Genomic DNA, 20347 nt, shown 5'->3' on the forward strand with positions numbered 1-20347 from the left:
TCAAAAAAAAAAGTATTTTATGCTACGATGCTTTCATGCAATAGTCGGAAATGTCCGTCCTAAGCTAGCTACGTAGAAAATACCGTGATAATGTAAGAAATGGTGTTCAAATATTTGGAACAAGGGCGTTGAAGTCATTTCCTGTCGTGAGCAGTAAGTTGTAAGATTCATAAATTCTTAGAATAAAGGTATTGTTAGCGCAGTGTACGCTTTTGTGTTCAACAAGCTTAATTTTGGAAAAAAACAGTATTGTAATAGGTTAATAGTTTGGAGTAAAAAACTAGGTTTGTGGCATTGTTATTCAATAGCATCTATCAAAAGCCAAAACCCAATTACTGTTTTTTGCCTAGCAGTTTTTCAACATAACTCTGGAGGTTAGTCCATGTCCGTTCGTCTATATATAGGTAACTTGCCTAAAGAAGAAATAGATCGGCAAGAACTGCAAGCAGTTTTTGCGGAAGAAGGTGATGCTGTCACCACTAAATTGATTAAAGACCGGAAAACCGGCAAATGTCGTGGCTTCGGTTTTCTCACGGTAAATAATGACGAACAAGCAGACCAGATTATTGAAAAATACAATGGTCAAATGTTCAAAGACTCTCCCATCAAATTAGAAAAAGCATTACCTCGTACAAAGGGAGAGGATAATGAAGAACAAGCACCTACTAAAGCTGCTAGTCAAAGTGGTGGTCATGCCAGTGCTGGCACACCGAGAGAAAACAAAAAATCTAAGAAGCCTCGCCGTGGTGGTAGTCCCAAAGAAAGTTCTCCAGCAGGCGATACAGATGCTATTCGTCCAGATCCACGCTGGGCTTCTGAGTTGGAAAAACTTAAACAAATGCTGGCTGCACAAACTACAACTTAGTCTGCCAGTAGAAGTAATTAAAAATTAAAAGTTCAAAGTAATTTTGAATTTTTAATTTTTAATTATCTACCTTCAAGCTATTTTCAAACTAGACCCCCAAGGGCGTTAGCGTAGCTCCTCTCTCAAGAGGCTCCCGCCCACAACGAGGGTATAAAAAGACGACTCCTCCTAACACCCCCACACCCATTTTCTTACACAGGATACAGTTTGACTAGCTACTTAGTCAAAAGGGATATGCAACCATTTTTGTAAGTGCGATCGCAAATTTTGGTTGAAGTGCGAACGTTGCTCGTGTTTGTCTGTGCGAATTGGCTTGCGTTGTTGATCTAAAACCCAACCATAATCGCTACTTAAGCGCAGTTTATCTTGCCAATCTGAAATAGAAACAATCAGACTAGGCGCAGGAGTGTTATCTGTATCTTTGACTTTGAATACGTAATTAAATGTATTCTGTTTGCCAGGAGCAACAGTTGAGGGTTGTCCACATTCTTCCAAAAGTCGCGATCGCACTTGCTCTACCAAACCAGGTTTATCTATTTCTTCGAGTGTACGAACTGCTAAAGTCAGAGCAAAGTAAAACTCTTCAACGGGAATAAATTCTAATTGCATAAGGGTATTTTACTAGACACAGAGTCTATATCTTCTTACAATTGCTTTCTAATTTTGCTACAGCGTCTATTCATTTTATTTTTTTGCTGAGAAGATTTGATACTCCGCTTCGCTGCACGCTCACTTGAAAATAAGGATCGGGGAGCAGGGACACGAGGGATACGGGGGACAAGGGAGAATAGCCAATGCCCAATGCCCAATGCCCAATGACTAAACCATTGAGATTTTGATGGTTCAGGATATAGACCATCTATATATTGAAGTGAAAATATATAGGTATCTTAATATATGAATAATATTTATAAATTAAATTTATTTGTTACTCAAGTTTCGTAATTCATATTTATCTTTAAAGATAGGGAGTTGTCTCAATATTTTTCTAAAAATAGGTAACTTTTATTACTAAGTCCAAAATTTTCAATGTATAAAAATTAGCTTTTTTGTGAAAAAATAAAATCTAAATACTGAAACTATTAGTATTTAGAATAAAAAATATTTGCATTTATTATCAAATAAGTTCACAAATTACATTTATTTAACTCAATTTCAGCAAGTTTCCTGAAAAAATCCCTTTTCTTATCGAAACTATCAAATAAAAATATTACCAATTATATATAAATAAAACAAATATAAATATGTAATTCAGCAGATGACTTCTAGTCACTGGTGTATAAAAATATTTGACATATTAAATTAAAATAAAGATTACTTAAACTTTCGACATAAATAATGAGGTGAAAAAATAAACAAGACAAAAACTTGCTTAACACCTCGTTCAAATCAAAAACCAACAAACTATGAACTCTAGAACTGAACAACGCATAGCCTTGATTTCAGTCCATGGCGACCCAGCAATTGAAATAGGCAAAGAAGAAGCTGGAGGACAAAATGTTTATGTACGCCATGTGGGCGAAGCTTTAGCCCAGCTAGGATGGCAAGTAGATATGTTTACCCGCAAAATCAGTCCGGAGCAAGATACTATTGTTCAACATCATCCGAATTGTCGAACAATACGTTTAGAGGCGGGTGCTGTTGAATTTGTCCCCAGAGACAATTTATTCGCATATTTGCCAGAATTTGTAGATAATTTTCTCGATTTCCAAAGAGAAAATAGTGTGAATTATCCATTAATTCACACAAACTACTGGCTTTCTAGCTGGGTAGGAATGCGGTTAAAGAAAATTCAAGGTAGCAAGCAGGTTCATACATACCACTCATTAGGGGCGGTCAAATATAACACTATTAAGACTGTTCCTCTGATCGCCAGTACACGGTTAGCAGTGGAAAAAGAAGTATTGGAAACAGCAGAACGGATTGTGGCGACAAGTCCACAGGAAAAAGAACATATGCGATCGCTCGTTTCCACAAAAGGTAACATCGATATTATTCCCTGCGGTACTGATATTGAGCGCTTTGGTTGTATTGATCACAAAACAGCAAGAGTTCAGTTAGGTCTTAATCCCGAAGACAAAGTAGTTATGTATGTGGGGCGTTTTGACTACCGTAAAGGTATAGAAACCCTGGTGCGTGCTGTAGCACAATCTCGATTCCGTGGTGAAAAAAATCTTAAGCTGATCATTGGCGGTGGTAGTCGTCCGGGACAAAGCGACGGTATGGAACGCGAACGAATTGAAGGTATTGTTGCTGAATTGGGAATGAGCGACTTTACCATCTTTCCAGGTCGTCTCAGTCAGGACATCTTACCTATTTATTATGCTGCGGCTGATGTTTGCGTTGTTCCCAGTCACTATGAACCATTTGGATTGGTAGCCATAGAAGCGATGGCTTGCTATACACCAGTTGTAGCAAGTGATGTTGGTGGACTTCAGTTTACTGTCGTGTCTGAAGAAACTGGTTTGCTAGCACCACCACAGGATGAAGAAGCTTTTGCTGTGGGGATTGACCGAATTCTTGCCAATCCCCTATGGCGAGATCAACTAGGTCAAGCTGCGAGAAACAGAGTTGAAACCAAGTTTAGTTGGAATGGTGTAGCAACTCAACTGAGTGAACTCTACACCCAGTTATTACAACCAAAAGTTCAAGAGCAAGAACCAGTATTACTAAGTTCATAATTTTTCAGTAATTCATAACAGGTAATTGGTAATGGCTAAGGATTCAGCAAGCTCAAGATTATTCTGATGCTGCATTGACATTTTCCGAAAAGTCAATTGCCATTACCATAAAAGATGCACGTCGATACGATATCTCTATCAATGTGCATCTGTTGTTTTCAAGAGCTATGTCAACCATTAAAGTTACTTGAGCGAAAAATTGTTGTGCAAACATTTGACTTTACCACTCTCAGCGCTGTTTGTAGCGACATCCGCGCTCACTGGTTCCCATCGCGCTTGGAACAAGTTTATCAGCGCGATCGCCATACTATTTGTGTTGCGCTACGTACCCTCAAACAGCGCGGTTGGCTAGAAATTTCTTGGCACCCCCAAGCTGCGCGTCTGCACATCGGTGATCCACCACCGCGATCGCCAGACACATTTACTTTTAGTCAACAGCTAGTTCATCAGTTGGGTAATTTAGCCTTAATCGCAGTTGAGGCGATCGCACCTTGGGAACGGGTTGTTGATTTACAATTTGCTCGTCGTCCGGGAGAAGAACCTCTGTATCACCTGTATGTAGAAGTGATGGGTAAATACAGTAATGTCATTCTCACTGATGCGAATAATATTATTATTACTGCTGCTCATCAGGTCAACCAACAAAAATCGAGTGTTCGTCCCATCCTCACCGGACAACCTTATGAAACTCCACCGAGTCTGACTAATGCTATACCTAGTTTGAGCGAATCCCAACAACGTTGGCAAGAACGAGTGAGTTTAATTCCAACAGCGATTAAGCGACAGTTGTTGAAAAACTATCGTGGTGTTTCTCCAGCATTAGTACAGTCGATGCTGTTGGCTGCGAATATAGATCCAGAAACAAATACTGACACTCTGACACCCCAAGATTGGCAAAAATTGTTTGCACTTTGGCAAGAATGGTTGCAAAATCTAACAGACGAGAAATTTCAACCAGCTTGGACTACAGAAGGATACACTGTGATTGGTTGGGGTGGAATTGAACCAGCAACGGATATTCAAGAATTACTCAACCGCTACTACACAGATCAACTTAATCAACAAACTTTCTCGCAACTGCGTCATCAACTGAGTCAGAAAGTCAGTAATCTTTTAGAAAAACTGCGGCTAAAAGCACAAACTTTTCAACAACGCTTACAGCAATCGGATCGAGCCGATGAGTATCGTACCAAAGCTGATTTGTTAATGGCGTACCTGCAAAACTGGGAACCAGGAATGAAAGAAATTACCCTTCCTGATTTTGAAACTGGTGAGCCAGTCCAAATTGGACTCGAACCAGATAAAAATGCTATACAAAACGCTCAAAATCTCTATAAACAACACCAAAAACTCAAACGCGCTCGTGCTGCTGTCGAACCATTACTAGCAGAAGTCAACGCCGAAATCGAGTATTTAGAACAAGTCGAAGCTGCGATCGCTCAAATAGACAATTACACAACAGCAGCAGATTTGCAAGCCCTAGAAGAAATTCGTGAAGAATTAATTCAACAGCAGTATTTAGAAGAGCAAGAATACCGTAGTCGTAGTACTAGCGAAACCCCCAATAACTTTTATCATTACCGCACTCCTAACGGTTTTGAAGTCTTGATCGGTCGTAACAATCGACAGAATGACCAACTAACCTTCCGTATCGCTGGCGATTATGACTTGTGGTTCCACACTCAAGAAATTCCAGGTAGCCATGTACTATTACGCCTAGAACCTGGTGCTGTTCCAGACGAAGCAGATTTACAATTCACTGCTAATCTGAGCGCTTACTACAGTCGCGCTCGTCAAAGTGACCAAGTACCAGTCGTTTACACTCAACCAAAGCACCTCTATAAACCCAAGGGAGCTAAACCGGGAATTGCTATTTACAAACAAGAACGTATTATTTGGGGACAACCGCAGTTAGTTAATGCTTAGTGGTTGGTGGTTGGTTGTTGGTTAATGTATTATGAACTCCCCATCTCTCACACCTTAAATTATTCTTAAAGATAGAAGCCAAATTTCTTGGTCTTATTGGTCAATTTCTTTTTTTTGATAAAAATTAACTAAAAATCTGTGTTGGCTGCTACAATCTTGTTAAGAAAGATTGCCCGTTGCGTTCTGGAAACGCGATGTTTGGATTTCACTCTATATGAGAAGAGAACATAAAGGATAGCCTTGTTTATAGACCAGTCTGTTATGACTGGTCTTTTTTTATATCAACAAGTAAAATTTTTTTCAGTAATTCCTACATTATATTTATAGGACTTACGCACACACACAATTCATTTTTCGTTTGTAGTGAGGACTTTAGTCCTCACTACAAACTTAGAAACTAAAGGTAGTTCTTAGTGCGCCAATGATAACGTTATCGTTGTCAGTGTTATGATCCGGTGCAGTTAGCCAAATTACACCGGGGGTGATGGTGATGTTCTCGCTTAACTGATACTGGTAAAAAGCTTCGACGTGATATGAGGTATCTTCGTCCTCATCGATTTCATTGATGCTGGAATTAGTAACTTTCGGCTCCATACCAACAATTATACCTGCAACGCTACCTTTACTACCGAGGTCGGGAAATCCTAGAGTTACTGCCCAGTTCCAGATATCCAGTTTACCACGGTCAATTGTTCCTCCTTCTGTAGATAAGTTCTGAGCATTGGTGTAACCAACCCAACCACCCAAAACAAAATTATCGTTGAGTTGATAAGTTGCTTCTAGACCATAGGAATTGCTGGAGAAAGGTACATCTACATTAAAATTGGAGTTAAAGAAGGATCTCGGATTTGCTCGATTGCTACCAGCACCCAATTCCTGATTGTAAGCATTGATGTAGGTTAAGCCAACGGTTAAGCGATCGCTCGGTTGAAAGGTTAGTTGTGCTAGTGCGCCGTAAGGGCCACTAAACAAACCGTTATCAGCAGATGGGTCATTGGGTGAACTCGCCAAATACGCCAAACTGAGTGCTAATGTATCACCAAAGTTTTGCGTGACACCCAAACCCGCACCATCCATCTGGTAATAAATTGGGTTGCGTGTACCAAAGGTCGATAACGCACCAAACGCACCGTCTCCATCAAACTGGCTGATTGTATTTGTAACGTCGTCTGCTGCACCTGCATTAGCAATAGCAATGACTTCAGTACTATCACCTAGTGGAAATTTGTAAAACAATGCATCTATGAAAGCATCAGTTGTACCATCTTCACCAGCAAAGGACAGATTACCTTCTGGTGTGCCAATATCTGGGTTGAGAATATTATTAGCTTGAATCCTGGTAAATAGAGTATCTTTCCCTGTGAAGCTAGTGTTAAATTCTACACGCGCTCTTGCCCCAAGGGTTGTATTGTTTCCTTTAGCATCCACACCATTGACATCATCTCCTCCCAGAACATCGGTAATCGCCATTACCACTTGTCCGGTTAATTTACTTGTGGTAGAAAATTGATTTGCTTCCAATTCTGCGGTATGTGCTTCTAGTGTATCTACACGACCCCGCAGAATTGCCAACTCTGCCGAAAATTCTTCTTGCAGTCTTTGGAGTGCGGCTAAATCTTCTTTTGTCACCAACTCTGATGTGGTGGTAGCGATGATTTCGTTGACGCGATCTAAACATGCATTCAAACCTGCGGCGAACTCATAGCGCGTCATCGGCCGATTACCGCGATAAGTACCATTTGGATATCCAGCGATACAACCGTAGCGTTCTACCAGTGATTGTAAAGCTTGAAAAGCCCAGTCTGTAGGTTGCACATCTGACAATTGAGAAACCGAAGTTACTTGACCCTGAACATTTTTGTTCTCAGCGCTTTGGTTCGGAGTGACTACCAATTGCAGTTGAGTGTTTTCTGAAGTTTTAATTGTTTCTCCTGCGAATGCAGTAGCATCAACCAGTAGGATGGCGCCGAGAACTGCTGGACTTACCAACAGAGATTTCCAAAATTTTTGCATTTTTCCTCACACTAAATAAAAAAAGCCATAGTGACAATTACTAGCTCCCTAGCCTGAATCGTCACCAGCCTAAAGTGCTAACCACAAATCGAAGTATATTTTTGATAGATTACCATTCTGCTTGTTGACAGCAGCTTTATTAAAAAGGATTCTCAATTAATCTACCAGTTATTAGGAATTTTTTAATACTAAGTCTAGAAATCATAACCAAATAATGAAGTTGTGCAATAGATGAGCCATAAATTCTGTTAGAAAAATATATCACTAAGAAAGCCGTTGCGGTGCAACGTCTCTACAGAGTTTAAATGTCAATTGATTTATCTTATCCGAGCCATATTGTTATAGTGTGTGGTTTTGCGTCAGTTCTCAAACATTTAATGAGAATGATACTTATTTTAGTCTAGAGGAGGTAGAATAAGTCTCATTGTCAAGTTCAAATTCCTGGGGAGTTAGCAGGACTGTGACTCAGATTCCTAGAGAAAGTAAAAAAAATAAACCCAAGAATAGTATTATCTCTTTAATTACTTTGCTAATGTTGATTGCTGGAACTGGTTGTACTCAAACAAATACAACAGGCTCAGTCAATACAGAACAAGCACCTCAAGCGCAGGAAGCAGCATCTACACCTGCACAAAAATCAGGAAAAATTAAAGTAGTGGCAACGTTTTTACCGATATATTGGTTTACGAAAGCGGTAGCAAGGGATACAGCAGATGTGACAATCTTAGTACCTCCAGGAACAGAAGTGCATGAGTATCAAGCAACACCGGAAAATGTGAAAGCGATCGCCACAGCCAATGTATTAGTCAAAAATGGCTTAGGTTTAGAAGAATTTTTAGAAGCAACAGCTAAAAATGCTCAAAATCCGAAGTTAACACAAATAGATGCCAGTAAAAGCATTCAACCTATAGAAAAAATATCACCAGTTGCAGAAGCAAGAAATCAAGAGGAAGAACACGATCATGAACATGCAGGAGGGAATCCGCACATCTGGTTAGATCCTGTTTTAGCAAAACAACAAGTTATTAATATTCGAGATGGCTTGATTGCAGCTGATCCTGCTAATAAAAATATATATGAAACAAATGCCGCAGCTTATATAAAACAATTAGATTCTTTAAATAATCAATATCAGCAAACTTTACAAAAAAATCCTAACTGCACATTTGTCACGTTTCACGATGCTTATCCATATTTAGCCAAACGTTACAACCTCAAGCAAGTAGCAGTCGTAGAAATTCCCGAAGACCAACTGACACCAACAGATGTCCAAAAAGCAGTGAACGCGGTGAAACAGTACAAAGTCAAGGCTTTATTTGGTGAACCAGGAATAGATAACAAATTATTGACAAGTCTTTCTAAAGACCTGAATTTAACTTTACGTGAACTAGATTCCTTGGAAACAGGCCCAACAGACCCGCAACATTATTTTCAGGCAATGCAAAATAATTTGCAAACTTTAGAAATAGCTTGTAAATAACTGTCATTAATCATTAGTCATTTGTTATTTGATGAATAAACTCTTTTATTATCACCTTTTCTCGAATAATTAATCACCAATAATTAATTTTTTCTGAGTACTTATACCAATGACTAATGACCAATGACTATTGTACAGACGCGTAGACGCTCGTCAGAGCGGCTTCTCGTAAGAGTATAATCGCGTCTCTACCAATAACCAATGACCAATGACCAATGACTAATGACTAATAACCAATGAATCTTGAAATTCCTATCCTGAAAGTTGAACAATTAAGTGTCAAGAAGGGTAATTATCTAGCTATTTTTGATGTTTCTTTTGAATTGTTGCCAGGGACAAATACCGCGATAGTTGGTCCCAATGGTGCGGGTAAAAGTACTTTAGTACAAGCAGTTTTAGATTTGATTCCACGGACTACTGGCAATATAGAAATATTTGGTCGTCCAGTAAATAGACTAGGAAATTTGTGTAATCAGTTGGGGTATGTGCCACAACATTTTATTTTTGACCGTAGTTTTCCGATTTCTGTGAGTGAGTTGGTAGGTTTGGGATGGGTGAAGGAAGGGAAAAGGGAAAGGCTATTTTCTCAAATCTTATGGCAGCAAAATCAGGAAAAAGCAACAGCTGTTACCTCTGCTTTACGACGAACTGATACTTATCATTTGCGAAATCAAGCAATTGGTACTTTGAGTGGTGGTCAGTTAAAACGAGTATTGCTTGCTTATTGCTTGGTTATGCCGAGAAGATTATTAATACTAGATGAAGCCTTTGCTGGGGTAGATGTACAAGGTGCAGCAGATTTTTACACCCTGCTAAATGAACTCAAGCAAGAAGAGGGTTGGACAGTTTTACAAGTTTCCCACGATATTGATATGGTTAACCGTTATTGCGATCGCGTGATTTGTCTCAACCAAACCATCGTTTGCACCGGAGTCCCAGAAGTTGCGCTTTCACCACAAAACCTATTAGCAACCTACGGCCCAGGATTTAGCCGTTACCAACATAATCATTAAAATGGGGATTGGGGAAGGTGGGGTCCCCTCTGGGGATAAGGGGTAATGGGGATTGGGAACAGTTATAAAGAATAGCAACTGATAACTGATAACTGATAACTGATAACTGATCTTACTCATCTAGGTGTTCAGCAACGGCTTGATAAAGATGCAAAACATGGTGATCGTGGAGGCTATAAAATACACGACGACCTTGCTTACGATAATTGACTAAGCGCATGACTCGTAAATTTCGCAACTGATGGGATACAGCAGATTCGGTCATCTCCAGCGTCGCTGCTAAGTCACTCACACAAAGTTCTTTTTCTGCTAAAAGAGATAGAATTCGCAGACGATTAGCATCCCCTAAAAAACTAAAAAATTCTGCCATTCTTTGAGCTTTTTGGCTACTGATAACCTCAATTGAAAGGGGTTGCAAATCTTTTGTAAACATCTCGTTTTTCTGACAATTTAATTAGTGAATAGAAACTAAACTTGTGTACTTCACAGATTGATGATTATATGTAAATAATATTGCATGAGTTGCTTTAATGATTATCATTTTTATTGGTTAGCCGTGACCACAGTTAGTGACCTTTTAACTTTGCTACAGTTTCCCTTTATGCAGCGAGCGATCGCAGGTGCTGTATTAATGGGAATACTGGGTGGTTTGCTTGGCTGTTTTGTCACCCTGCGCCAGTTGTCTTTTTTTAGTCATGCTGTCGGTCATGCGGCATTAGTCGGCGTAGCATTAGGTGTATTGCTACAGTTAAATCCTACTTTGATGTTGCTACCTTTCACATTGGTGTTTGGGGTAGTCGTGATTTACTTTATCGACAAAACTGATTTAGCTAGCGATAGCGTACTTAGTATAGTATTGTCAGGAGCCTTAGCGATCGGCATAATTTTAAGTAGCCTGATCCAAGGATATCGCGGTAACTTGATGGGAGTTTTGTTTGGCGATATTCTGGCGATCGATCTCACAGACCTGATTTTAACCATGCTGGTGCTTGTGGGAGGGAGCATATTTCTATTATCAACCCTACGCCAGCAAATTTTGTTAACCCTTAATCTTGGTGTGGCAAAAGTCCAAGGAATTCCAGTACAAATTTATCGATATGGATTTGTAATTTTGCTTTCATTAGCTGTTGCTGTGGCGATTAAGGCTGTCGGCGTTTTACTGGTGAATGCATTTTTGGTAATTCCCGCTTCCACAGCGAAATTGATGAGTCATCACTTTAGCCGCTTTCTGCTGCTGTCGGTGATTGTTGGTTCTACCACCAGCATCGCTGGCATAATTGCATCAGGTCTTTTTAACCTGGCTTCTGGCCCAAGTATTGTGCTGCTACAATTTATCGTATTTATAGCTGTTTTCGGCTGGGTCAAGTTGATCAGCAAAGGTACATAGTTTTTTTTGATTTACCTATTGCAATCTGAGAAAAAGTTTGCTACATTGGTTAATCGTTGAAAACAAATGTTTTCGCCGGGATAGCTCAGTTGGTAGAGCAGAGGACTGAAAATCCTCGTGTCACCGGTTCAAGTCCGGTTCCTGGCATAATTCACAAAACCCCCGCAGACACTTGGTATGTGGGGGTTTAAAGTTTCTAAAAAACCCTATTTCAGCCGTTTTTGGTGGTGTAAATCTGGTGTAATTTTATGCCACGTTGGACATTTTTGGACGAGGTTAGTTAAATTTTGGGGGTAAATTGGGGGTAAATCAGGGCGCGCTGATTGACCTAATTTCAGGAGTTGCCTATGAACTCTCAACCCTCTGGAGGTAAATCCTCTAAAGGTACTGTTCAGATTAAAAACTCAAACAAACGCTTGCAACTTGTTTTTCGCTATGGCGGGAAGCGTCATTATCTCTCGACAGGTTTCACAGATACGCTTCGGAATCGCAAGTTGGCGGAAATGAAGGCAAGGCAAATTGAGTTGGATATTCTCTCTGGTAATTTTGACACAACTCTAGCCAAGTACAAACCAGAGTTGTTGCTGAGTACCGTTACCCCAACTTTAACCCCAACTTTTACACCAGTTGTTGAAGCCGAACCATCTCTGGTGGAGTTGTGGGAGAAGTACACCGACTTTAAGCGCCCTGGTTTATCGCCCAGTACTCTAGCGAAAGATTTTACAAAAGTCTTTCGCTGTATCAATTTTCATCTGCCAATCAAAACCTTGGATAGTGCAGTAGCAATTCGAGACTGGTTAATTGCCAATAAAACCCCGAATACAGCCAAACGAATTCTGACACAACTTTCAGCTTGTTGTAATTGGGCGGTGAAATCTCAGTTAATTAAAGAAAATCCATTTGAGAATATGGCAACTGACATAAAGATTCCCAAAGCAGACAAGGAAGACAGTGATATAAATCCCTTCAGTCGGGATGAACGTGACAGAATTATCGAAGCATTCAAAAATAACCGCTACTACAAACACTATGCCCCATTCATTGAATTTCTTTTCATGACAGGCTGTAGACCATCTGAAGCTGTTGGTTTGCAATGGAAACACATTTCTAAAGACTTCAGTTCTATCCGGTTTGAGCAAGCTGTAGTAATTTCTGAATCTGGATTAACCTGCAAGAAAGGCTTGAAAACTCAGAAAAAACGAACCTTTCCCGTCAATGCTCGTTTGGCTACACTACTAAAATCGATCAAAGGCAATACTGTCTGTGTTGATGCAAAGATATTTCCTTCACCCGAAGGAGGATGGATTGATATTCACAACCTGACTAACCGAGGTTGGAAATCAATTCTAGCAAAGCTTGATGGGATTGAATATCGCAAGCTTTATCAAACGCGACATACATTTATTACGCTGGCGTTGGACAATAAAATGGATGTGAAAGACGTGGCTAAGTTAGTGGGTAATTCGCCGGAAGTTATTTATCGACACTATGCAGGACAAAGTAGAGAGATTGTTGTGCCAGATTTTTGAGAAAGCTGTTTGATTAGAAGAGGGATAAGCTGGCATAAATATTATGAATTGCCAGTTGATAAGCGATCACCTGTATTCTTCACATTTCCTATAGGCTTACCAACCAAATGTTGTGCCGTAATTCTAAATAGAATTTGCCCTTCGATTAGAACGTTTCTGATTGCTCAGTAAACTAGCATGGTATACATCTATTGCTCGATGGTGAGCGATCGGGTCGTGGCGATTTTGTAACCAGTCTTGTATGAGTTCTAAGTTGTAGCGAACACAACGACTATTAATCCGCACCCAGTGTGTTCCTTCAATCCACGTTCCATCAAGCCGATATTTCTTTAGTGTGGCAAAGCTGAGATTCAAATGCTCCGAGGCTTGCTGTTTGCTTACAAATTTAAACATAGTTTGAGCATCATAGAAATCTTCTTGAAACTTTACTTTGAGAATTTTCAATATTGGCACAAAAATTGTTATTTTTTTATTTTTCCTATCTTCTTAAATAAGAAAGGATATTCCAACCTATTTAAATAAAGCTGTCTCGTTAAAATTAAACAGATAAAAGAGGTTGGATATTATTGGTCTATTTGGAATCATTTATACATAATTATTTTTGCTTTGACAAGTTTGATTGAGCAACATCAAATCAACTTTGACTGACTTCAGTTCACACAAATAAATAAAAAATCACCGAATTATTAAACTTGATACTAATTGCAAAATCATTAACTCTCACTAAAGCGATAGACTTGTTTAGCACTAAAGCGATAAATTAATTCATGTCTTTAGAAAGATCGCTATTCAAAGCCTTTAACAGAAAATAGGCATAGTGATTTCTCAAGTCCAATCTCATGAATGAGACAATTAATAGCTTTTTAATTACCGACCATCAAGACTTACAATACATATCTAATGTAGTTAACCAAGTATTAGATAAAAAACATGTATTAGGCTCTATAAAAGATGTACAAACTGCTTTAAAAGAAGTTAGCTTGGAACACGGTAAGGAAATTCAAATGAATTTGATATTTGAGGAAAACAACCTAACCGGATTTAACTTTTCGTTCAAAAACGAACCTACAAAAACTACTGCTACTATTCCTTTTAAACAACAGGAAATTGAGATGCAGATGGAAAGCGGTTGCATTATACCCCGCGAACCGCTTACCACAACTATTGATGTAGCGACAACTGAAGTTAAAGGCAATCTTTCAATTTCTGACTCTAGCAAGAGCGAAATAATTGTTGCACCCGGATTGCAGGTAGAAGATCAGCACATTATTACCCCAGAAAATTCTGAAATTGAGGAAACTCTCAAGTCACCCTGTCCCGGATTTGAGAAGATGAATCCGGCTTTGACTAATCTTGCACAACGATTAGAATCTCGCAATGAAATCGACGGATTGTGGTTAACAGGTTTGACTCTCAAAGCAGGAGTTTCATTAGCTTCTACTCTGCAAACAGAAAATAAACCTGATAGCCAAGCTGCTGGGTTGGCAATAATTAAACGCTTTGGGCAAGTTCTACCCCAAGAGTTTGCAGAATTAAAAATAGGTACTTCTGCCAAAGCTATAACGTGGAAAGATCCTCAATCTAGCAAACTGTATAGTTTTCAATTTGAACCACCATTAACTTCATTAGAAAGCAATATTTTCATACCAGCTTCTATAAAAGGATTTGAGAAAGCTTCCGGTTTCAATTCCACGCAATGTGTTTTTGCTGCCACCTTAATCGATGCCAAATATGACCGTTGGAGTATCGAGCAGTGCGATTTTACTGCTAATCAGATTCGTTCTTTAACCTTTGCCAATAAAACCCCATTTCAAGACCACTCTCCTATAACTGTACTTGCCGGAGATGGTTTTGATTATGAAATATAACGCATTTTTTGCAACTTTAATATATTACCAATGGCTCTATTATGCGTGGTAATTAAAATCAGTTTTACTTCAACAAATTAACTGAAAATAACTATACCCTATACAGATGCACAAACTTTCATTGGCTGAAACTTTTGTTGATAATGAGGTTTAAATTGACAAAAAACGATGTAAAAATAAGTATTGCTTTAGGTTCGGGATTAGTTTATTTGGCAGTCAAAGAACCACTAGTGATAACAGTTATTTTATCAGTGGGCTTATTATTTTACTGCCTGAATAGATTAATTGCTTTTATTCCCTATCTCAACCATTTTATTGGAAAAAGAATTAGCTTTTGGCACGTAGTTGGAGTGATTACGGCAACTACCAGCACTCTATCAGTTTTTGTAATGCCAGCACAGGCGATTTTCTTAAGCGGATTGGAGCAATTTCTCACTAATATCGCTCAACAAAGTTCTACTGGTGGTGCGGGAGGTGCTGGTATAGATCCGCAAGCGATCGCACTAGTTTTCAATGCTATTCGCGCTGTCTTCCTGCTCTTGGTAGGTGTAGCTGCACTGTTTGCCTACAACCAAGCGCAGCAGGGTAACGATTGGCGACCGATCGCCACCCAAGCTGGTTTGGCGATCGGCATTATTCTTGTCATTGACGTGATCACGTTTTTGTTCGTAGGTAATGGTACTGGTACTAACACTACCGGAAATTAAGCAAATGGAAAATTAGTTCAAACAGACAAATTATTATGTTTTAAAGCTTATGTCGATAGACCCAGATAAAGAACCTGTCAAAGTTAATAAGATTTTGGGCAAGCAAGCTGGATTGGGTCCCGTTCCTGCAAATCAAATTCTACCTTGGTTCGCCATTATTATTATTTCCTACTTTATTTTTGACGGACTATTGGGTTGGGGAATCCCTAAAGTAGCTGTTATTAGTTTTTGGTTAATACTGAGTTGGTGGTTTGTGACAGGAAAAGACCCCGATAAATACGTTAATCGCTTTCGCAAACCAAGGGGACGTAATTGGGTTACTGGCGGTGTAATTTATATATCTCCTTTACTGCCTTTGAGTGTGAGAAGAAAATTGTTTAGAAGTCATAATTTAGAAGATATAAGGAGTAAATAGGGTTTTAAAGCTGTTAATATTTTGCCGCTAAATGTTTCCCTAACTATAATATTTAAATTATACATTTATCAGTAATTAAGATGTTATGCAAAATCAGATATCTTAATTCAAATATAAGTTTTTTTATGAAAAATGAACACTTATTCTTCTTTCATTCTATCTCTTGCTTTTCTTTGAAAAATATTTATGAAAACAAAAATTCCACCAATTAATGTTGTTGAACAACACCATCAGAAAGTGACATACTTCCCTTTTGAAAACGAACTTGACCTTTGCTGTATGCTTCGCATCGAACGCGATAACCGCAGTATTGGTGCATTCCTTCTCAATCAAGGTGATATCTCAGATGAAACTAAATTTCAAATTGTTTTTCCTCTTCACCTCAAAGGTATCCATGACCAACTTTATCGAGAAGAAGTCTTAGAAATTTATAACGGAATTTCTGAAGCAATGAAATTTATCCTACTTGGCGAAAGATGTACTTTTCTTTTGGGACGTTATTCGGAAGACTCGGACAGACAGCAACATCTTAACTATCTTGCCGAATCTTGTTCTTTAAAATTACCTGCTATTCTAATGCGAAATGAACAAGCCAGAATACAAGAATTAACTCGTAAAGGGGCAAGGTCAATTTGGCAACAGATGGTATTTTGTACTTGGACAGCAGATGAATTTGGCTCACGCAAACCAGACCCTTTATCCAAACTGATTTACAAATTAGGAAAAGCAGGACGCTTTTTCTTAGATAATGTCACGGGACGTATATCCTCTCAACAAGAACAAGTTATTAGCCACGTGCTGATGAAGGCATATACTGAAGGATTTCTTCAGTGGGAAATGCTATTTAATACTAAAGCAGGACTAGAAATTAGTCCCTTGAGCGATATAGAACTTTGGTCATGGCTTTGGGGCAGATTTAATAAATCTCCTGCACCACCAATTCCGCAACTTTTAGTGTTAGTAGAAGACAAGGATCAGGGTATCAAACTTACAGAAATTCAAAATTCTTCAAAACACGCGACAACAATTTTAATTACTGGGGAACGGGGACGGAGTTCTTGCCCAGAACACCGTCAATGTTCCTCCCGTGTTTATGTCAAAGACAAAGTTTGCGGTGTTCTAACTATGGTAGACACCGTATCTGCGTGGACGAACGCCAGGGAACAAATCTCCTGGATGTGGAAAGTTTTGAGTGAAAGTCACGTCCGAGACACTGAGGTATGGGTAGAAATTTCTCCTGCCAACCAATACCTTACCCAAGACAACTTACACCGCCAAGCAAAACAAACTAAAGCTGCGCGAGAACGTGCTTTACTCAAAGGTAGCGGTCGGGATATCGGCGCAGAAATCAAGCAAGAGGAAAGTTTTGACGCGCAGAAGAAACTATATAAAGGTGCTGTTCCACTCAACTGTGCTGTTGTGTTTCTCGTCTACCGCGAGAATGCAGAAAGCTTAGATTTGGCGTGTGATTTGCTTTGCAATAGTTTTGGTACAGCTAAAGTCGTGCGCGATCGCAATATCGCTTCTCAAATATGGCTAGAAACTTTGCCCATTACCTGGCGACGGATATTGCATTCCAGTTCAATTTTGAGTGAGAGGCGGCTAGTTTTGGAAAGCGAAACTGTGGCTGGTGTTCTACCACTTACAGTTCCCAGAGAACTCGACCATATAGGCGTAGAGTTCCTCACAAACCGAGGTGGTAAACCCGTCTGTGTGGACTTATTCTCATACACTCAACACGCCCTAATTACAGGTAAAACGGGTTCTGGTAAGTCGGTGTTACTGTGGCGGTTTATGCTCGATGCCTTATCGCAGGGAATCCCAGTCGTGGGTATAGATATCCCTGCTGCGGACGGTGAAAGCTCCTTTAAAACAGGAATTGAGTTGTTGGGCGATGCGGGTGCTTATTTTGATTTATCCTGTGCTTCCAACAATTTGATGGAACCTCCTGACCTGCGATGCTTTGATGCAGGCGATCGCGCTTTGAGAATGAAATCATGGCGTTCGTTCATACGCAATGCTTTGGGTGTCATCGTTATGGGTCGTCTCAATGTTCCGCATCTGGCGCAACGAGTGGATGCAATTCTCATGCAAGCTTTGGATGTGTTCTTAAGCGATCCAGATATGATTGAGCGTTACAATTTGGCATTTGAGAAAGGGTGGAAGTCTGCCGAATGGCAGGATATACCAACGTTGAAAGATTTTGTCCGCTTCTGTTCGATAGCGCGGCTGAACATTCAAAAACCGGAAGCGATCGACCACCAAGCAATTAACCAAATAACCAGCCAAATTACAGCACTGTTAGTAAGCCCTCTAGGAACGGCAATAGGAAAACCCAGCAGCTTTTCCCCTGAGCCAATGGTTAAATTCTACGCGCTGACGGGGTTGAGCAACGACCAAGATTCTTACACGATGGCTGTCGCCGCTCAAGCTGCTTGTTTGCGGGTGGCTCTTTCCTATCCTAAAAGCTTATTTATAGGCGATGAGCTTTCGGTACTTTTTCGCAAAGAGGGATTTAGCGCAATGGTTGGCGAACTTTGCGCGACTGCTCGTAAAGACGGATTGAGTATTATTTTATCTAGCCAAGACCCTGATAGCATTTGCCAATCTGCCGCCGCAGCTATGATTATGCAGAATATTACCTATCGCATTACTGGCTGCATCACCTCGAACGCGATCGCTTCTTTCCAAAATTACCTATCTTACCCTGGCGAAATTATCGCCCAAAATGCATCCGAGTCATTCTTTCCTCGGCGCTCGGATTTGTATTCGTGCTGGCTAATTGAGAAAGGTGGACGCTTTTGGTCGTGCAGATTTTATCCAGGAGAGATGGCTTTAGCAGCAGTGGTGACAAACCAAGAAGAACGCCACGCACGCCGCATCCTAATGTCGCGTTATCCCAATACTCTCAAAGGACAACTTCAAGGATTGGCTCACTTTACAAGACTTTACATTTCGGCGCTGAAAGAAAACAAAGGTTTAGCGCATATCAATAACGTAGTTAACAAGTTACCGGAAAACGATGACTATGAAAAAGAAGAAAAAACGCTGGCTGCATAGATTTAGCAAAAGAGTAAAGAGCATTTCTGTAATTGGCATAACAGTTTTTACCCTAAGCTTTACTGTTGTTAATTCCGTGGCAGCTGCCACTCTAGACACAACCGAAACTCGCACAGTTTCTCAAATAGCTAACTATAAAGTCAACAATTTATCAACCCAAATTCAGGACTTTATAGATGATGTGCGCTCCTTCGTGCGGGGTGATTTTTTTGGGAGCATAACTAAATATATTCAAAATGCAATTGGTTCACAACAAGTACCTGACTTAGATCAAGTAGTCAGTCAAATTATGACTGGTTCTTTTCCTGAAGATGCTGCTACATCAACTAAATTTGAGAACAACCTAGCCAATTCCTATGCAATCCGCCAAGACTTAGCCAATCAAAGCGAACGTGTAGGAGCGATATCTGTGGCACAAACCAAAACTCTTTCTAAAACAGCTCAACAAAAGTCCAAAGTCAGACTAGAGCAAAGCGCTAATTCTGCATTGGAATCAGCCCAAATGGCAGATGATTCCCAAAATTCGGATACCTCACAACAGATTCTCCAGAATATTTCTCAGCAACTGAAGAATAACGCTACTATTGCCAATTTCCAATTTGAGGAAGCGTCTCAGGCGCGACAAGACCGAGCGCTGGCATTGACTTTGGGCGCTCAAACTGCACAAGAACTAAACGTTGCCAATACTAGAGAACGCCAAACTATGATTGCAACTGGTAACACCACCGTTGCTCAAGGCGCGTTGCTCATCATGCCTGGAGGTGCTGTATTAGGTCAGGATTCCTCTAATTAGGTGGGGAGATGGGGAGATGGGGAGATGGGATGATGGGGTGATTGGGAGATGAGGTGATTGGGAGGTGGGGAGAAAGAGTTTTTAATTCTTTTTTACAGAAGATGAAGGAATAACCCATGCAGAAGAATTTACTATTAGGTTTACTAGCTTACCTAAAATTTGGTTATAAGTTTGATAAAGTTTTCGAGCAGTTTCTCTTTCTAAATAATTACATTCAACAGCGAATTCTATCCAAGTTTGAGTTTCTGCTGCTTCAGCTTCTGAATCACTTAATTTGGCTACGAACGCAGCTTCATATCTTCTTTTTCGCCATGCTTCTGCTAGATTTGCACATACAGAACGAGAAGAGCGACGAATTTGGTGAAGCAGCGCGGTCTTGGGGGTTCCCCCCATGAGCGACTGCTGAACCCGGAGGGTCTGTTAAGGAATATTTATCCTCAACTGGAAAATTTTTAGACAATTCAAAAATTAACATAGCTGCTTCAAATGCCATTTTATACACTTCTAAATCTCTATGACTTTTAATTGGTTCTAAACTCATAATTTTAATACCTCATTTCTGTATAAGTACAAAAATACTACATGAGGAAAAAGTTCAAATAAAGCTAAT

General features: G+C 39.8%; 16 protein-coding genes, 1 tRNA gene and 1 pseudogene. 13 read left to right on the plus strand and 5 right to left on the minus strand.

The window, feature by feature from the left end; genetic code table 11:
- Window positions 1-382 precede the first annotated feature (382 nt).
- Window positions 383-865 (plus strand): RNA recognition motif domain-containing protein, encoded by a 483-nt coding sequence (locus ACE1AT_RS28330; RefSeq protein WP_374874482.1) that lies wholly within the window; start codon window positions 383-385, stop codon window positions 863-865.
- A 219-nt stretch (window positions 866-1084) separates the two neighbouring features.
- Here the strand turns inward: ACE1AT_RS28330 and ACE1AT_RS28335 are convergent, their stop codons facing one another.
- Entirely contained in the window at window positions 1085-1474 is a 390-nt protein-coding gene (locus tag ACE1AT_RS28335) for a hypothetical protein (protein ID WP_374874483.1), read from the minus strand.
- Window positions 1475-2271: 797 nt separating this feature from the next.
- Between ACE1AT_RS28335 and ACE1AT_RS28340 the strand changes: the two genes are divergently transcribed.
- Window positions 2272-3546: a glycosyltransferase family 4 protein gene (locus tag ACE1AT_RS28340; RefSeq protein WP_374874484.1), complete on the plus strand. Its 1275-nt coding sequence runs from the start codon at window positions 2272-2274 to the stop codon at window positions 3544-3546.
- Between the two features lie 204 nt (window positions 3547-3750).
- Window positions 3751-5472 (plus strand): NFACT family protein, encoded by a 1722-nt coding sequence (locus ACE1AT_RS28345; protein WP_374874485.1) that lies wholly within the window; start codon window positions 3751-3753, stop codon window positions 5470-5472.
- Between the two features lie 390 nt (window positions 5473-5862).
- Here ACE1AT_RS28345 and ACE1AT_RS28350 read toward each other — a convergent pair whose 3' ends face one another.
- The gene (locus ACE1AT_RS28350) at window positions 5863-7485 is read right to left on the minus strand and encodes an iron uptake porin (protein ID WP_374874486.1); all 1623 of its coding nucleotides are present in this window, start codon (window positions 7483-7485) and stop codon (window positions 5863-5865) included.
- Between the two features lie 460 nt (window positions 7486-7945).
- Here ACE1AT_RS28350 and ACE1AT_RS28355 point away from each other — a divergent pair, with 460 nt between their 5' ends.
- Window positions 7946-8965, plus strand: coding sequence for a metal ABC transporter solute-binding protein, Zn/Mn family (locus tag ACE1AT_RS28355; RefSeq protein WP_374874487.1), 1020 nt, complete (start codon window positions 7946-7948; stop codon window positions 8963-8965).
- 236 nt (window positions 8966-9201) lie between these two features.
- Entirely contained in the window at window positions 9202-9978 is a 777-nt protein-coding gene (locus ACE1AT_RS28360; RefSeq protein WP_374874488.1) for a metal ABC transporter ATP-binding protein, read from the plus strand.
- A gap of 112 nt (window positions 9979-10090) precedes the next feature.
- Here the strand turns inward: ACE1AT_RS28360 and ACE1AT_RS28365 are convergent, their stop codons facing one another.
- Entirely contained in the window at window positions 10091-10411 is a 321-nt protein-coding gene (locus ACE1AT_RS28365; protein WP_374874489.1) for an ArsR/SmtB family transcription factor, read from the minus strand.
- An 84-nt stretch (window positions 10412-10495) separates the two neighbouring features.
- On the opposite strand from ACE1AT_RS28365, the gene ACE1AT_RS28370 reads away from it, so the two are divergent.
- From ACE1AT_RS28370 to ACE1AT_RS28380, 3 genes are all read left to right on the plus strand, one after another.
- Entirely contained in the window at window positions 10496-11365 is an 870-nt protein-coding gene (locus tag ACE1AT_RS28370; RefSeq protein WP_374874490.1) for a metal ABC transporter permease, read from the plus strand.
- A gap of 74 nt (window positions 11366-11439) precedes the next feature.
- Window positions 11440-11512 (plus strand) — tRNA-Phe (locus ACE1AT_RS28375).
- A gap of 200 nt (window positions 11513-11712) precedes the next feature.
- A complete protein-coding gene (locus tag ACE1AT_RS28380) occupies window positions 11713-12894 on the plus strand; it encodes an Arm DNA-binding domain-containing protein (RefSeq protein ID WP_374874491.1) in 1182 nt (393 codons plus the stop codon).
- A 123-nt stretch (window positions 12895-13017) separates the two neighbouring features.
- Here the strand turns inward: ACE1AT_RS28380 and ACE1AT_RS28385 are convergent, their stop codons facing one another.
- Entirely contained in the window at window positions 13018-13347 is a 330-nt protein-coding gene (locus ACE1AT_RS28385; protein WP_374874492.1) for a helix-turn-helix transcriptional regulator, read from the minus strand.
- A gap of 386 nt (window positions 13348-13733) precedes the next feature.
- Here ACE1AT_RS28385 and ACE1AT_RS28390 point away from each other — a divergent pair, with 386 nt between their 5' ends.
- The 5 genes from ACE1AT_RS28390 to ACE1AT_RS28410 all read left to right on the plus strand — a co-directional run bounded on the left by ACE1AT_RS28390 (window position 13734) and on the right by ACE1AT_RS28410 (window position 19737).
- A complete protein-coding gene (locus ACE1AT_RS28390; protein ID WP_374874493.1) occupies window positions 13734-14762 on the plus strand; it encodes a hypothetical protein in 1029 nt (342 codons plus the stop codon).
- 155 nt (window positions 14763-14917) lie between these two features.
- Window positions 14918-15469 (plus strand): hypothetical protein, encoded by a 552-nt coding sequence (locus ACE1AT_RS28395; protein ID WP_374874494.1) that lies wholly within the window; start codon window positions 14918-14920, stop codon window positions 15467-15469.
- 49 nt (window positions 15470-15518) lie between these two features.
- Window positions 15519-15884, plus strand: a complete 366-nt coding sequence (locus ACE1AT_RS28400) for a hypothetical protein (protein ID WP_374874495.1) — start codon at window positions 15519-15521, stop codon at window positions 15882-15884.
- A 186-nt stretch (window positions 15885-16070) separates the two neighbouring features.
- Window positions 16071-18944 (plus strand): hypothetical protein, encoded by a 2874-nt coding sequence (locus ACE1AT_RS28405; protein WP_374874496.1) that lies wholly within the window; start codon window positions 16071-16073, stop codon window positions 18942-18944.
- Window positions 18913-19737 (plus strand): hypothetical protein, encoded by an 825-nt coding sequence (locus ACE1AT_RS28410; protein WP_374874497.1) that lies wholly within the window; start codon window positions 18913-18915, stop codon window positions 19735-19737. The genes ACE1AT_RS28405 and ACE1AT_RS28410 overlap by 32 nt, the downstream gene beginning before the upstream one ends.
- A gap of 81 nt (window positions 19738-19818) precedes the next feature.
- Here the strand turns inward: ACE1AT_RS28410 and ACE1AT_RS28415 are convergent.
- Window positions 19819-20278 (minus strand): annotated as a pseudogene (locus tag ACE1AT_RS28415) (four helix bundle protein).
- Between the last annotated feature and the right edge of the window lie 69 nt (window positions 20279-20347).

It is taken from the genome of Pelatocladus sp. BLCC-F211 (assembly GCF_041928655.1).
Classification (GTDB): domain Bacteria; phylum Cyanobacteriota; class Cyanobacteriia; order Cyanobacteriales; family Nostocaceae; genus Pelatocladus.

Bases quoted from the DNA above. Each gene is read 5' to 3' on its own strand.
- ACE1AT_RS28330 (WP_374874482.1), top strand. From the start codon at position 383: ATGTCCGTTCGTCTATATATAGGTAACTTGCCTAAAGAAGAAATAGAT.
- ACE1AT_RS28335 (WP_374874483.1), bottom strand. From the start codon at position 1,474: ATGCAATTAGAATTTATTCCCGTTGAAGAGTTTTACTTTGCTCTGACT.
- ACE1AT_RS28340 (WP_374874484.1), top strand. From the start codon at position 2,272: ATGAACTCTAGAACTGAACAACGCATAGCCTTGATTTCAGTCCATGGC.
- ACE1AT_RS28350 (WP_374874486.1), bottom strand. From the start codon at position 7,485: ATGCAAAAATTTTGGAAATCTCTGTTGGTAAGTCCAGCAGTTCTCGGC.
- ACE1AT_RS28360 (WP_374874488.1), top strand. From the start codon at position 9,202: ATGAATCTTGAAATTCCTATCCTGAAAGTTGAACAATTAAGTGTCAAG.
- ACE1AT_RS28365 (WP_374874489.1), bottom strand. From the start codon at position 10,411: ATGTTTACAAAAGATTTGCAACCCCTTTCAATTGAGGTTATCAGTAGC.
- ACE1AT_RS28370 (WP_374874490.1), top strand. From the start codon at position 10,496: ATGAGTTGCTTTAATGATTATCATTTTTATTGGTTAGCCGTGACCACA.
- ACE1AT_RS28380 (WP_374874491.1), top strand. From the start codon at position 11,713: ATGAACTCTCAACCCTCTGGAGGTAAATCCTCTAAAGGTACTGTTCAG.
- ACE1AT_RS28390 (WP_374874493.1), top strand. From the start codon at position 13,734: ATGAATGAGACAATTAATAGCTTTTTAATTACCGACCATCAAGACTTA.
- ACE1AT_RS28400 (WP_374874495.1), top strand. From the start codon at position 15,519: ATGTCGATAGACCCAGATAAAGAACCTGTCAAAGTTAATAAGATTTTG.
- ACE1AT_RS28405 (WP_374874496.1), top strand. From the start codon at position 16,071: ATGAAAACAAAAATTCCACCAATTAATGTTGTTGAACAACACCATCAG.
- ACE1AT_RS28410 (WP_374874497.1), top strand. From the start codon at position 18,913: ATGAAAAAGAAGAAAAAACGCTGGCTGCATAGATTTAGCAAAAGAGTA.